The organism is Comamonas sediminis (genome assembly GCF_041107495.1).
In the GTDB taxonomy this organism is placed as follows: Bacteria; Pseudomonadota; Gammaproteobacteria; order Burkholderiales; family Burkholderiaceae_C; genus Comamonas; species Comamonas sediminis.
This window is the reverse complement of record NZ_JBGBDC010000003.1, coordinates 179,073-192,421: the sequence shown is the minus strand read 5'-3', so window position 1 is coordinate 192,421 and position 13,349 is coordinate 179,073. Positions and strand designations below refer to the sequence as shown.

At 65.3% G+C, this 13,349-nt stretch carries 11 protein-coding genes; 4 read left to right on the top strand and 7 right to left on the bottom strand.

The window, feature by feature from the left end; translation table 11 throughout:
* Positions 1–13: 13 nt before the first annotated feature.
* From AB7A72_RS08520 to AB7A72_RS08490, 7 genes are all read right to left on the bottom strand, one after another.
* Complete coding sequence (locus AB7A72_RS08520) at positions 14–1,627, bottom strand: amidohydrolase (RefSeq protein ID WP_369459634.1); 1,614 nt, start codon at positions 1,625–1,627, stop codon at positions 14–16.
* 566 nt (positions 1,628–2,193) lie between these two features.
* Positions 2,194–4,188 (bottom strand): BCCT family transporter, encoded by a 1,995-nt coding sequence (locus tag AB7A72_RS08515; RefSeq protein WP_369459825.1) that lies wholly within the window; start codon positions 4,186–4,188, stop codon positions 2,194–2,196.
* Between the two features lie 355 nt (positions 4,189–4,543).
* On the bottom strand, positions 4,544–5,446 hold the full coding sequence (locus tag AB7A72_RS08510) for an ABC transporter permease (protein ID WP_230780819.1): 903 nt from the start codon (positions 5,444–5,446) through the stop codon (positions 4,544–4,546).
* 28 nt (positions 5,447–5,474) lie between these two features.
* A complete protein-coding gene (locus AB7A72_RS08505) occupies positions 5,475–6,494 on the bottom strand; it encodes an ABC transporter ATP-binding protein (RefSeq protein WP_369459633.1) in 1,020 nt (339 codons plus the stop codon).
* Position 6,495: 1 nt separating this feature from the next.
* Positions 6,496–7,623, bottom strand: coding sequence for an ABC transporter substrate-binding protein (locus tag AB7A72_RS08500; protein WP_312411340.1), 1,128 nt, complete (start codon positions 7,621–7,623; stop codon positions 6,496–6,498).
* 236 nt (positions 7,624–7,859) lie between these two features.
* Complete coding sequence (locus tag AB7A72_RS08495) at positions 7,860–8,828, bottom strand: TauD/TfdA dioxygenase family protein (protein WP_369459632.1); 969 nt, start codon at positions 8,826–8,828, stop codon at positions 7,860–7,862.
* Positions 8,829–9,159: 331 nt separating this feature from the next.
* Positions 9,160–10,233: a class I SAM-dependent methyltransferase gene (locus AB7A72_RS08490; protein WP_239809614.1), complete on the bottom strand. Its 1,074-nt coding sequence runs from the start codon at positions 10,231–10,233 to the stop codon at positions 9,160–9,162.
* Between the two features lie 78 nt (positions 10,234–10,311).
* On the opposite strand from AB7A72_RS08490, the gene AB7A72_RS08485 reads away from it, so the two are divergent.
* The 4 genes from AB7A72_RS08485 (at position 10,312) to AB7A72_RS08470 (ending at position 13,348) form a co-directional block, all read left to right on the top strand.
* Complete coding sequence (locus AB7A72_RS08485) at positions 10,312–11,088, top strand: SDR family oxidoreductase (RefSeq protein WP_369459631.1); 777 nt, start codon at positions 10,312–10,314, stop codon at positions 11,086–11,088.
* A gap of 26 nt (positions 11,089–11,114) precedes the next feature.
* Positions 11,115–11,489, top strand: a complete 375-nt coding sequence (locus tag AB7A72_RS08480) for a dihydroneopterin aldolase (protein WP_116926667.1) — start codon at positions 11,115–11,117, stop codon at positions 11,487–11,489.
* Positions 11,490–11,493: 4 nt separating this feature from the next.
* Positions 11,494–12,489 carry a tRNA 2-thiocytidine(32) synthetase TtcA gene (gene ttcA, locus AB7A72_RS08475; protein WP_239809616.1) on the top strand — a complete coding sequence of 332 codons (996 nt, stop codon included), beginning with the start codon at positions 11,494–11,496 and terminating at the stop codon, positions 12,487–12,489.
* 133 nt (positions 12,490–12,622) lie between these two features.
* On the top strand, positions 12,623–13,348 hold the full coding sequence (locus tag AB7A72_RS08470) for a hypothetical protein (protein WP_239809617.1): 726 nt from the start codon (positions 12,623–12,625) through the stop codon (positions 13,346–13,348).
* The last annotated feature ends 1 nt before the right edge of the window (position 13,349 follow it).

The following is a 13,349-nucleotide window of genomic DNA, read 5'->3' as shown; positions in this document are numbered from 1 at the left end:
GCCAGAGCGCTCATCATGCGGCGCGGTACACCTGCTCGCCGGCAATCCAGGTCTCCTGCACGCGCAGGCTGCCAATGTCGGCGGCGGGCACCGTGAAGATATCGCGGTCCAGCACCGCAAAGCTGGCTTCAAAGCCGGGGGCAATCTGGCCGAGCCGGCCCTCGAACGGCGACAGGCTGGCCGCGCGTGCAGTGTAGAGCAGCAGGGCCTGCGGCACGGTCAGCGCCTGGCTGTCCACAATGGGGGCGCCGTTGTAGGCGCGGCGCTGCACGGCGGCCTGGATGGAGACAAAGACATTGTCCGGATCGGCCCAGGTGGTGGCCGGCGCGTCGGACGACAGCGCGATATGGTCGATCTCCTCGTAGAAGGTCTTGAGCGCATAGGACTGGTCGAACTCCGATGCCACCAGGTTTTCGGTATAGGCCTCGTACTCGGCAAACATGAAGATGATCTGCGTGGCCACGCCCCACTGCATCGGCATGGCGTTCATCTGCGCGATCTGCGCGGGCTTGAGCAAGGTGGCATGCTCCAGCCGCACGGAAGGCACGCCGGCGGGCAGCCAGGGCTTTTTATCGGCAAAGAAGTCGATCACCAGCTGCAGGGCCGCATCGCCCATCGCATGCACGGCCATCTGCGCGCCGTTGGCCACCGACCATTCATAGGCCTGCGCCAGTGCCGCGCTGCTGAGCAAGGACATGCCAAACAGGCTGCCCGTGTGCTTGTAGGCACAGCTGCACCAGGCCGTCTTGCCGGAGATGGAGCCATCGGCAAACAGCTTGATGCCGGCGATCTTGATGCGGCCATCCTTTTGCGCGGCCTGCAGCCCTGCCAACAGGTCGCCCTTGCAAGGCTCCCAGGAAAAATACAGCGCTGCCTGCTGTTTGAAGCCGGCTTGCGCGGCATCGCGGTAGACATCGAGGTGGTGGAAGGGCTGGGTGAAGGCCATCATGTCGGTCACCGCAACAATGCCGCGCTCGCTGAAGCGCTGCGAGGTGCGCGCCAGGCTGCCCACGGCCTGCGCATAGTCCAGCACCGCCTTGGCGCGCTGCACCACACTGTTGGCCGCCAGCTCGGTCAGCACGCCATTGGGCGAGCCATCGGCATCGCGGCCAAAGTGGCCACCGATGGGGTCGGGCGTGTCCCTGCCAATGCCCGCCAGCGCCAGCGCACGGCTGTTGCAAATACCCGAGTGGCAATCGGAGCGGCCCACGTAGACCGGCTGCGTGGCCGACACCAGATCCAGGTCATGGCGCGTTGGCGTGCGCCCTTCCTTCAGCTTGGACTCGTCATAGCCCCAGCCCTCAATCCAGTCATTGGGTCCGAGCCCCGCCTTGGGGTGCTGCTTCAGCGCCGCAATCAGCCCCGGAATGTCTTCGACCAGCGGCACCGTGCAAGGCACCGCATCGACGATCTGCGACAAGAACGTGGGATGCGTATGCACATCCACAAACCCCGGCACCACCGTCCTCCCCTGCAAGTCCACCTGCCGATCCGCTGCCGGCTGCGCCGCATCGCCCACATGCCCCACCCAGCGCACCACCCCATCCGCCACCACAAAAGCCGTCGCGAAATCGCTCTCGCTGCGGCCGGTAAAAACATGGGCGTGGGTGAACAGGCAAGAGGACATGACAAGGGCTGCAAAAAGCAAAGACGGCCAAGAAGCCGCCATTGTCCGCGATTGCCGGAACCACCCAAAGAACCTAACGCGTTGGCTGTTCAAAACAGCCACCCATGCAGCGAGCGCAGCGCCCGAACCACCACCACCAATGGCGAGATGGGCGCGTAGGCGCGGCGTCGGAGGCGCAGACAATACGCCTGTATGGCAAGCCCCCGCAACAAAGCCTGCGCGCCCATATCGCCACCCCAAAATGAAAACTGCCAAAGCCCCAAACAACAACAGCACCGCCAGGGCAGCCCACCCAACAGCGGATTGGACTTCAAAACACCCCACAAGGCAGCGAGCGCAGCGCCTGAACCACCACCACCAATGGCGAGATGGGCGCGCAGGCGCGACGCCGGGGGCGCAGACAATACGCCTGTATGGCAAGCCCCCGCAACAAAGCCTGCGCGCCCATATCGCCACCCCAAAACGAGAACTATCTACGCCCCCGCCAAAGAAGGCGCCGCCAGAGCAGTCACCCCACAACAAATAGCCAAGAAAAAGGCCACCCAAAGGTGGCCAGAGAAGAACATTTACACCGGGTCTGTGTGTCCTGGTGCTCGGTTTAGGAGTTGGGTTCTCTTGTCTGCGCTGAGGGAGAGATAGCGCTCGTACTGGCGGAGAATATCGGCGATAAGCTCCTCGCTGCGCAAATACTGCACGTCATACCCCGACCGCCCATCTTCAAAGAAGGTAATGGGCTCGTACATATAACGCCGCTCCTTGCTGCCCGCACTCTCGCGCACCGTGAAGGTGGGTATCGCGCGGCGCACGGTACGCACGCCGTAGACAAAGTCGCGCAGCTTTTCCACCGGCACCACCAGACGCACTTCGCTGTCGCCCTCGCCCTCCAGGCTTTCATGCACATGCGCCTGCAGTCCGCGCTTTTGCATCTCGGCGGACACCTCATGCATCGCAGGCAGGACGGTGGCGCGCAAAAAGCGCTGCACATCCGCCTTGAGCGGCTGGTGCACGATCTGCTCCAGGCGCTTGCGCCAGTGCTGGCCGCTCCAGAAGTTGGTGGCAGGCGCCAGGTCGGGGGAGTAATGGGCCAGGTCGGCGACCATGCCGCGCCACAGGCCGATGCACAGCACCAGCATGATCACTGCCACCGGCAAGGCGGCCACCAGCGTGACGGCCTGCAGCGCGCCCAAGCCGCCGGCGAGCAGCAGCACGATCGAGGTAACGCCCAGCAGCACACACCAGAACAGGCGTTGCCACACGGGCGATTCGTTGTTGCCGCGCGAAGCGATGGAGTTGACCACCAGCGCGCCCGAGTCGGCCGATGTGATGAAGAACACACCGATCAGCAACACCGCCAGCCACGACACCGGTTTGACCCAGGGCAGGTACTCGAAGAAGCGGAACAGCAAGGCATCGACATTGGTCGCGGTCTGCGCGAGCGCGCCGGCGGCGACATGGGTGTCCGTCCAGATCGCGCTGTTGCCAAACGCGGTCATCCACAGCAGGTTGAAGGCGGTGGGCACCAGCAGCACGCCGATGACAAACTCACGCACCGTGCGGCCGCGCGAGATGCGGGCGATGAACATGCCGACAAAGGGCGACCAGCTCACCCACCAGGCCCAGTACAGAATCGTCCAGCCGCCAAACCAGCCCTCTTCGCGCGACGGCGCATAGGCAAAGGTGCGCAGCGACATGCCCAACAGGCCCTGCAGGTAGTTGCCGATGTTCTCACTCAAGGCCTTGAAGATATGGGCCGTGGGGCCGGCGATCACGACAAAGCTCAGCAGCAGCACCGACAACAGCATGTTGAACTCGCTCAGGCGCCGCACACCTTTGTCGACGCCCAGCAGGGCCGACAGGCTGGCGAGGGTCACCACGACGACGATGATGGTCACCAGAAAGCCCGAGCTCTCCGTTTCCCAGCCGGTCAAGGTGTGGATACCGGCAGCAATCTGGCGTGCGCCATAGCCCAGCGTCGTCGCAATACCGGCGATCGTGCCGACCAAGGCAAACGCGTCCACGCCATGGCCGATGGGCCCGTTGATGCGGTCGCGCAGCAGCGGGTACAGGCCCGAGCGCATGGTCAGCGGCAGGTTGTAGCGAAAGCCGAAATAGGCCAGCACCAGGCCCATCGTGCCGTAGACGGCCCAGGCATGGAAACCCCAGTGGAAGAAGGTGGCCTCCATCGCCTCGCGGGCGGCGGCGGGCGTGCCCGGCTCCTGAGTGGCTGGATTGAGGAAATGCTGCAGCGGCTCGCCCACGCCAAAGTACATCAGGCCAATGCCCATGCCGGCGGCAAACAGCATCGACGACCAGGAGACAAAGCTGAACTCGGGCTTGGCATCATCGGGCCCCAGGCGGATATCGCCATAGCGGCTGGCGGCCAGCACGACCAAAAACAGCAGGAAGGCGCTCAGCGCCATCACATAGAACCAGTCAAAACTGGCCACCACCCAGCGCTGCGCGCCGGAGAACAGGCGGTCCGCTGCATCGGGCGCGAGCACGCAGACGAGCAGCAAGGCGGTAAGCACCAGCAGTGCCGGTATCACCACCGGCAGCGACATGGTCGAGTGCTGGCTGCTTTGCGGCGCCGGCGCAGCAGGCCCTGAGGCAGGTGCGCCCGGGCCTGGCGGGGTGCCAGCCTCAGGCGCTACCGCCGGATCGGGAGAAGAGTTGGTCATAGGTATACCCGTTGGGAGCACGCCCCGTCCGTCGCAGGCGCGCCGCAGAAGCCTTCCGGCCCCCAATGGGCACGGCAAGGCACTGCAAAACCTATCAGTATGCAATAAGTGATTGTGCAAATACTATGCCGCAGATCAGCCAATCTTCAACAATCGCCACCGTCTTACAGCGGCAGCGCTGCCGGCACGGGGGGCGGCGTTGGGATGACGCCACAGACCAGGCAGCCCCCTTACCTGCTCAGCGCTGTACACCCCAGCGCTTGACGGTCACCCGTTCGAGTTGGTGGAAGCCCAGGGTCTCGACCAGCAAGCCGATGATGATCACCAGCGCCAGCCCGGCAAACACCTGGTCGGTGTAGAGCTCGTTGCGGCTTTGGAAGATGTACCAGCCCAGTCCGCCCTTGCCCGAGGATGCACCGAACACCAGCTCGGCAGCAATCAGGGTGCGCCACGCAAAGGCCCAGCCAATCTTGAGCCCTGACAGGATCGACGGCAGCGCTGCAGGCACAAGGATCTGCAACACATAGCGCGCGCCGCGCAGGCCGTAATTGCGGCCAGCCATGCGCAAGGTCTCGGGCACGGCCTGGAAACCCGCATAGGTGGCCAGCGCCAGCGGCCACAGCACCGAATGCACCAGCACCGCCAGCAGGCTGGCCTGGCCCAGGCCCAGCCAGAGCAGTGCCAACGGCAGCAGCGCAATGGCGGGCAAGGGGTTGAACATGCTGGTCAGGGTGGTCAGCACATCGCGCCCCCATTGGCTGGAAACCGCCAGCACGGTCAGCAGCAGGGCCCCGGCCACGCCCAGCAGGTAGCCCTGCAGCAGGATGCCCAGCGACACCGCCGCCTTGCCCAGCAACTCGCCATTGGCCAGGTCGCGCAGCAAGGTCGCAGCGGTCTGGCTGAAGGTGGGCAGCAGCAGGTCGTTGTCCTGCCAGCGGGCAGCCAGCTCCCAGATGATGGCCAGCACCACCAGGATGATGGCCTTGCGCAAGGCCGGATGCTGCAGCAGGCGCTTGGCCAGCGGCAGACGGCGCGCCGTCAGCTGCTGCGGTACATCGGGCAGCGGGTATTCGGCTTCGGGCCGCACGGGAGCCTGGGCTTTGGTATCGCCAGGCCAGGCAGTAACAGGGGTGGATGCCATGCGGAACTCCTGGTGGGGGCTTGTCGCGTCAAGCCACGCGGCGCAAGGCCTGGGGGGGTTGGTTGCTGGAGCTGGTGCTTTCCACCAGCGGGCCGCCCGCGCGGTCTTCATCGAACAGCAGCCGGTGGATGCGCTGGTGTGCGGCTTCAAACTCGGCACTGCCGCCGCTGGCCAGGCCAAAGGCATGGGCATTGATTTCTGCCCGCAGACGCCCAGGGTGTGGCGACAGAATGGCGACGCGGCTGCCCACGACGAGCGCCTCCTCGATCGAATGGGTGACAAACACGAGGGTAAAGCGCAACTCGTCCCACAGCGCCAGCAGCTCCTCCTGCATGCGCCTTCTGGTCAACGCATCCAGTGCGGCAAAGGGCTCGTCCATCAGCAGCACCTGCGGGTGCATCGCCAGCGCACGGGCAATGGCTACGCGCTGCTTCATGCCGCCTGACAGCTGGTGCGGGTGCACATCGGCAAAGCGGCTCAGCCCCACCTTGTCCAGGTAGAGATCGGCGCGCTCGCGCGCCTCGGCCTTGCTGGTGCGGCGCGAGGCCAGCAGCGGAAACATCACGTTCTCGCGCACGGTCTTCCACGGTGGCAGCTGGTCAAACTCCTGGAACACCATCACGCGGTCCGGACCCGGGCCTTGCACAGGACTGCCGCCCAGGCGGATCTCCCCTTCGCTGACCGGCACAAAGCCCGCCATGGCCTTGAGCAAGGTCGACTTGCCGCAGCCCGAGGCCCCCAGCAGCACAAAGCGCTCGGCGGCATGCACCTGCAGGCTTACCTGGTGGGTGGCGCGCAGCACGCGCTCTTCCGTCACGTAGTCGATGCTGACCTGGTCCACCTCCAGCAAGGCTGCGCCCGCTTGTACGGCGTGGCTGGGCAAGGCCTGGCTGGGCGCTGCCGAGGGGACAGGGTGTGCACGGCTGACCAGGCGGTCGGCCAGCTCGGCCTCAGCCAGACTGGCATAGGGCTCGGCGGCACTGCGCAGCCAGCTGCCACGTGAGAGGGCGACATCGCCATCCTGCGCAAAGACGTGGGGCCAGCGCATATCAGCTCCCTCCGGAGATACGGGCGTCATCGAAGAAATAATCACGCACCGATTCAGGCTTGGTCTTGATCACGCCCACCCGCTGCAGGAACTGGCCCAGGCCCACGGTGTTCTGCGGCTGGATCGTGAACTGCACCTGCGGGTTCTTGATGATCTGCAGGATCAGATTGCGGTCCACCTTGCCGCCGCCACCGCTCTTCAAAAAGATGTCAGCCGCCTGCTCGGGATTAGCCTGGACAAAGCGGGCCGATTCATCGAGGGCATCGACAAAGGCGCGGTAGGTCTTGGGGCTCTCCTGGCGGAACTTCTCGGTGGCGTAGAGCACGGTGGACGATGCGGGTCCGCCCAGCACCTCGTAGCTGTTGAGCACAATGCGCGCATTGGGGTTGCCGGCCAGCTCCACTTCCTGGAACGGCGGATTGCCAAAGTGGGCAGTGATCTCGGTGCCACCCTTGATGATGGCCGCTGCGGCGTCGGGGTGTGGCAGCGCCACCTGCAGCTTGTCGAGCCGCTGGTAGTGCTGCTCACCCCAGAGCTTGGCCGAGGCATATTGCAGCACCCGCGACTGCACCGACACACCGACCGCCGGTGTGGCAATGCGGTCCTTGTCGGTGAAGTCGGCAATCGTCTTGACCTGCGGATTGTTGCTCACCAGGTAATAAGGGAAGTTGCCCAGCGAGGCCACCCCCTTGACGTTCTGCTTGCCCCTGGTGCGGTCCCAGAGCGTGAACAGCGGCGCCACGCCGGCGCCGGCGATGTCGACATTGCCCGAGAGCAGCGCATCGTTGACCGCCGGCCCGCCGGAGAACTGCAGGTAGCTGACCTTGATATCGACGCCCTGGGCCTTGCCCTGCTTTTCGATGAACTGCTGGTCCTGCGCCACATTGAGCAGCAGGTAGACGATGCCGTACTGCTGGGCAATGCGCAGCTGGCCTTCTGCGGCCTGCGCGCTGCCCGCGCCCACACCCCACAGCGCCGCCGTGGCGGCCAGCACTGCGGCCGCATGTTTGCCAGCCTGGCCCAGGCTGCTGCGGCGCTGGCTGGCAACGCAGGGGTTGGCCACGGCGTGGGGGGTGACGGAGTCTTTGGCCGGCGGCTGGCTGCGCGCCCAGGGTGGATGAAAGGTCATGGTGCTCAATGAAATAGGGGGATCGGAGGACCGAATCGGGGCCGCATGTCCGCACCGCAGCACCCCTGGAGGCAGGTGGCTGCGGTGCCGTTGCGGGAGGCTGGCGTCAATCGCCGCTGACGGTGGGGCAGGCCGCGCGGCCGCAATGGCCTGGGCTGGCGGTCAGCGACAGGCGGCAGCCAGGGCCAGCGACAGCAGGAACAGCGATTGGCGGCGCTGTGGGGTGTGGGCGGCGCTCATACCGGCACATCCCCTTCGATCGTGGTGCGGTAGAGCTTGCGGCGCTGGCCGGCCGGAACACCGGTTGCCAGATGCAGCACGGCGCGGTTGTCCCAGAACACCATGTCCCGGTCACGCCAGTGGTGGCGGTAGACAAACTGCGGCTGGGTGCTGTGGGCGAACAGCTCGGCCAGCAGCGCGGCAGAGCGGGCTTCGGGCAGGCCCAGGATGCGGGTCGTGAAATGCTCGCTGACAAACAGCGACTTGCGCCCGGTCTGCGGATCGGTACGCACCACCGGGTGCACAGCAGGCTTGACCTCGGCAATCTGCGCGGCGCTCAGCGCGGGGCGGAAGGCATTGCGCTCGCGCAGTGCCTCGTATTTCAGCAGATAGCTGTGCTCTGCCTGCAGGCCCACCAGCTGTTGCTTGAGGGTGTAGGGCAGTGCCTCGTAGGCGGCCACCTGGTCGGCAAACAAGGTATCGCCGCCGACATCGGGCAACTCCTGCGCATGCAACAGCGATCCCATCGCCGGTTGGGGTTTGTAGGACAGGTCGGAATGCCAGTACGCGCCGGCATCGCCCAGGCCCACCGGCTGGCCGTTTTCGATGATGTTGGAGACGATCAGGATCTCGTCATGGTCGGCCAGCTGGTAGTTGCGCAGCACATGGCGCTGCAACGGGCCGAAGCGGCGGCTGAAGGCAATCTGCTCAGCCGGTGTGATGCGCTGGTTGCGGTAGACCACCACGCTGTGGTCCTGGTGCGCCTGCTGCAGCCGGGCAAAATCCTCCGGGCCCAGCGGGCGGGACAGGTCCAGACCCACGACCTCCACGCCCAGACGGGTCTGGGCCCCAGCGGGCTGCTGGATCGGGCGCAGGCTGAAGGCCTGGGTGCTGCCAGTGGCGCCCCCCGCCTGGCTGACGCTGTCGGGCACCGGACGGCGGAAGAAGAAGGGGTGGGCAGTCAGAACATCAAACAGCGCGGACATGGCGGCTTTCCTTGGCGAACCAGTGATAAGCCCAATGTAGAAGCCCTGCCACGAACAGAAAACGAATGAAAACGCGTATCTTTATGCGAAAACCGATGAAGGGCGGGAGGGCGCTGCCGCATTACGCGCCGTCATGAGGCTGTCACGCAGCGCAGCGATGATCGACGTCTGTCGGTGCAGCACAAGCCAGCCTTGCATGCCCAGTGCCGGGCGCGACCAGACCGGATGCGCCCGGCAGCGGTTATGTGTCAGGGCTTGGCACCGGCAGCCATCTTTTTGCGGCCCGCCTCTGCCGGGCCAGTCCAGCCCCGCTCTGCGCTGGCGCCAGTGGTTACAGCCGGTGCATGCGGTCGCCTTGCACAAAACCGGCCGGGTCCCAGGGGGCCACGCCCTTGCTCAGCAGGATGGCCTTGAAGAACTCACCCATCTCGTGCTCCATCATCAGCTTGGCCGCCTTGCTGCGGGCAATCACTTCGAGCTGGTCCAGCTTGGCAGCCAGACCGCAGTTGATCAGGAAATGGGCCTGGCTGGTATAGCCCAGCACATCCATGCCGGCATCCTGCGCCGCCACCGCAATGCCGGTGAAGTTCACATGGGCGGTGATGTCCTTCAGGCCCACCAGCACCAGCGGGTCACTGTCGACCTGGTGCAGGTGGTGGCAGACCAGGGTGCCCATGTGGCGCTGCGGGTGGTAGTACTCGGATTCGCCAAAGCCGTAGTCGATCAGCAGCACCGCGCCCCGGCTGATGCGGTCGGCCAGGGTCGCCACAAAGGCCTCGCCCTGCGGATGGATCTCGGTCAGGTACTCGGCCTCCTGCGGCAGCTCCGGCTCCACCGGCGGGCGCAGGCTGGTGGGGCGCTCTGCCCAGCCAAAGCGGATATCGTCCCCATCGGCACTGGCGACGACCACGCCGCGCTCCTGCCATACGCCCTGCTGGCGCAGCAAGAGCTTGACCGGCATCGCATCGAGCACCTCGTTGCCCACAACCACGCCCTGCATCTGCGCGGGCAGGCTGTCGGCCCACTGCACCTGGCCGCCAAAGCGGGCCAGGCGCTCTTGCTGGCGCAGGCGCAGGCTGCCCGAGACATCGACAATCGTGTAGCGCGTGCAAGCGGGACCCAGCGTGGACAGCAGCTGCTCGGCCAAGGCGCCGGTGCCGGCGCCAAACTCCCAGACCTCGCTGGTCTGGGTATGGGCAAAGGCATCCTGGACCTGGGCGGCCACCAGCTCGCCAAACACCGGCGACAGCTCAGGGGCGGTGACAAAGTCGCTGCCCTCCTCGGGCATCACGCCAAACTTGCTGCGGTCATTGGCGTAGTAGCCCAGGCCGGGCTCGTACAGCGCCATGCGCATGAAGTCATCAAACGGGATCCAGCCGCCGGCCTGGGCAATAGCCTCAGCCATGCGCCTGGCCAGCACAATTGTTAAACTAGAGGGTTCTGTATTCACCCCCCTATTGTCGCCGCTTGCCGCACGCTTGCCATGCCAATGCCTTCTTCGACCCCACGCACCGTACTGGTCACCGGCGCTGCCAAGCGCCTGGGACGGGTGATTGCGCTCGGGCTGGCACGCCATGGCTGGCAGGTGGCCGTGCACTACCGGGGCTCGGCCGCCGAGGCCGCGCAGACTGCCGCCGATTGCGCCGCGCTGTCGGGCCTGAGCGGCCATTTTGATGCGGATTTCGAGGACGAGGCCGCGGTACGCGGCTTGCTGCCCCGGGTGGTGGCCCATTTGGGCCAGGTCGATGCGGTGGTCAACAGCGCCTCGCTGTTCGAGCACGACGGCGCCGCCGATTTTGGCTATGCCGCACTGGAGCGCCATCTGCGCAGCAACACGGCCGCACCCATCGTGCTGGCCCAGTTGCTGCACCAGCATATCTGCCAGCGGGGCGATGAGGCCCAGGGCGTGGTCGTGAACCTGCTGGACCAGAAGCTCTGGAACATGAACCCCGACTTCGTCAGCTACACCTTGAGCAAGGCGGCGCTGGAGGCGGCCAACACCTTGCTTGCCCAGGCGCTGGCGCCGCGCCTGCGCGTGGTGGGCGTGGCCCCGGGTCTGACCCTGACCAGCGACTACCTGAGCCCCGAGAAGTTCGAGGCCCTGCACCGCATGAGCCCGCTGGGGCGCTCTTCCACCGCAGAAGACGTGGCAGCCACCGTGCGCTTTGCGCTGGACAACAGCTCGATCACCGGCACCAGCCTGCTGGTGGACGGTGGCCAGCACCTGATGCGGTTCGACCGCGATTTTTCGATGATGTAGCGGCTCTTCGCTGCCTTGCTGCTTTTATGACGACATTTGACACCGGGTTGCAAACCCTGAGCTTGACGGGCCTGCGTTTTGATGCCAATTTAGGCATCCTTGCCCACGAGAAGACTGCGCCGCAACCCATCTTGGTGGATGCGGAGATCAACATGGGCCAGCAGCCGCTGGCGCCCAGCGATGACGACATCATGCATGTGCTGGACTACCGCAAGGTGCGCCAGATCATCATCGATGAATGCACGGCAGAGCACGTCAACCTGCTCGAGACCCTGATCGGCAAGGTCGCCCAGCGGCTGATGCAGTTGCCCAATGTGCGCGGCGTTCGCGTGAAGATCGCCAAGCTAGAGATTTTTGACGATTGCGAAGTTGCAATCCGCACCGAAACCGGACAATGGTGAACCTATGAATGCCCCCACCGATACCGCACTCCTCCAGCCCCAGCCTGCCGCCGCGAACGCTTGGGACTTCGATGACGCCGCTGGCGACGATGCACAGGCATCGGCCTCCAACGAGAAGCGCCTGAAGATCCAGCGCGAGAACCACAAGCTGGAAAAGCGCCTGTGCCGTGAAGTGGCGCGCGCCATTGGCGACTACAACATGATCGAGGACGGCGACAAGGTGATGGTCTGCATGTCCGGCGGCAAGGACAGCTACACCCTGCTCGACATCCTGATGAAGCTGCGCGCCCGCGCGCCGATCAAGTTCGACCTGGTGGCCGTGAACCTGGACCAGAAGCAGCCCGGCTTTCCCGAACACGTGCTGCCCGAGTACCTCCAAAGCGTGGGCGTCGACTTCCACATCGAGAACCAGGACACCTACAGCGTCGTCAAGCGCGTGGTGCCCGAGGGCAAGACCACCTGCGGCCTGTGCTCGCGCCTGCGCCGCGCCATTCTGTACAAGGTGGCCGACCAGCTGGGCTGCAACAAGGTGGCGCTGGGCCACCACCGCGACGACATCGTGCAGACCCTGATGCTCAACATGTTCCACGGCGGCATCATGAAGGCCATGCCACCCAAGCTGGTGAGCGACGACGGCAAGCATGTGGTGATCCGCCCGCTGGCCTATGTGCCCGAGAAGGACACCGAGCGCTGGGCCCAGTACCGCGACTTCCCCATCATCCCCTGCAACCTCTGCGGCAGCCAGGAAAACCTGCAGCGCCAGATGATTGGCGACATGCTGCGCGAGTGGGACCGCAAGCACCCCGGCCGTGTGAACAACATGTTCCGCGCGCTGCAACACGTGGTGCCCACCCACCTGGCCGACCCCAAGCTGTTCGACTTCCAGAACGCCAAGCCCACCGGCATCGCCGATGAAAACGGCGACAAGGCCTTCGACCACGACGACCTGCCCACCAACCCCTCGCTGCCCGCAGGCATGCAGGTGGTGCAATTGGGTTGATATCCATTGATTGAGAGCCATGCAGCCCTGCTTGTCGCCCCTGACTGACAGCCGCTGCCGCTCCAAGCGTTTATCGTTGAGCGTCTGCGCTGTGTCCTTATGGCGCAGCGCTTTTTTTTCGGGAGATCGCACGATGTTTCCATCCATCCACACCGCGGACAATTGGCGAGCGCTGCGACGCCTGGCAGGGGTCGCGGTGGCCGCTTCCGCCAGCTTCTGGCTGGCCGGATGCGCTGGCGTGCGCACCATCGACAGCGATGTGCAGAGCTACTCGACACTGCAGCAAGTCCCCTCGCCCCCGACCTACCGGCTGCAGTTGCTGCCCTCCCAGATCGCCCTCGGCCCCCAATTCGACACCGTGGTGCAACAGGCCCAAGCCTCGTTGGCCGGGGTGGGCCTGCGCCGCGACGACCGCCAGGGCAGCGTGATCGCGCAGATCGATGTCCAGGCGCGTTACATTCCCGACAGCTGGCTGATGCCCGGCAGCCCCTACAACCCCTATGGCGGTTGGGGCATGGGACCCGGCTGGGGATGGGGATGGGGCTGGCGCGGCGGCATGATGTGGCGCGACACCGGCCCCTCGCTGCACTACCGTGCGGTGCAGCTGACCTTGCGCGATGTCCAGACCCAGCAGGTGGTCTACGAGACCTCGGCCCGGTACGAGGACGTCTGGGTCGATGACCAAGTGATCTACCGGATCCTGTTCGACTCGGCGCTCAATGGCTTTCCCAAGCCGCCGCAAGGGCCGCGCCGCGTCAGCACCACGGTTGGCGCGCCCTCCGCTGAACAGCCCGCACCCGCCCCTGCTGCCCCTGCAGCCAGCTCCGCTCCCGCAACGTCCAGCTCCAAAACCCCATAAC

Bases quoted from the DNA above. Each gene is read 5' to 3' on its own strand.
- AB7A72_RS08485 (WP_369459631.1), top strand. From the start codon at position 10,312: ATGCCAATGCCTTCTTCGACCCCACGCACCGTACTGGTCACCGGCGCT.
- AB7A72_RS08520 (WP_369459634.1), bottom strand. From the start codon at position 1,627: ATGTCCTCTTGCCTGTTCACCCACGCCCATGTTTTTACCGGCCGCAGC.
- AB7A72_RS08505 (WP_369459633.1), bottom strand. From the start codon at position 6,494: ATGCGCTGGCCCCACGTCTTTGCGCAGGATGGCGATGTCGCCCTCTCA.
- AB7A72_RS08495 (WP_369459632.1), bottom strand. From the start codon at position 8,828: ATGTCCGCGCTGTTTGATGTTCTGACTGCCCACCCCTTCTTCTTCCGC.
- AB7A72_RS08490 (WP_239809614.1), bottom strand. From the start codon at position 10,233: ATGGCTGAGGCTATTGCCCAGGCCGGCGGCTGGATCCCGTTTGATGAC.
- ttcA (WP_239809616.1), top strand. From the start codon at position 11,494: ATGAATGCCCCCACCGATACCGCACTCCTCCAGCCCCAGCCTGCCGCC.
- AB7A72_RS08470 (WP_239809617.1), top strand. From the start codon at position 12,623: ATGTTTCCATCCATCCACACCGCGGACAATTGGCGAGCGCTGCGACGC.
- AB7A72_RS08500 (WP_312411340.1), bottom strand. From the start codon at position 7,623: ATGACCTTTCATCCACCCTGGGCGCGCAGCCAGCCGCCGGCCAAAGAC.
- AB7A72_RS08480 (WP_116926667.1), top strand. From the start codon at position 11,115: ATGACGACATTTGACACCGGGTTGCAAACCCTGAGCTTGACGGGCCTG.
- AB7A72_RS08510 (WP_230780819.1), bottom strand. From the start codon at position 5,446: ATGGCATCCACCCCTGTTACTGCCTGGCCTGGCGATACCAAAGCCCAG.
- AB7A72_RS08515 (WP_369459825.1), bottom strand. From the start codon at position 4,188: ATGTCGCTGCCGGTGGTGATACCGGCACTGCTGGTGCTTACCGCCTTG.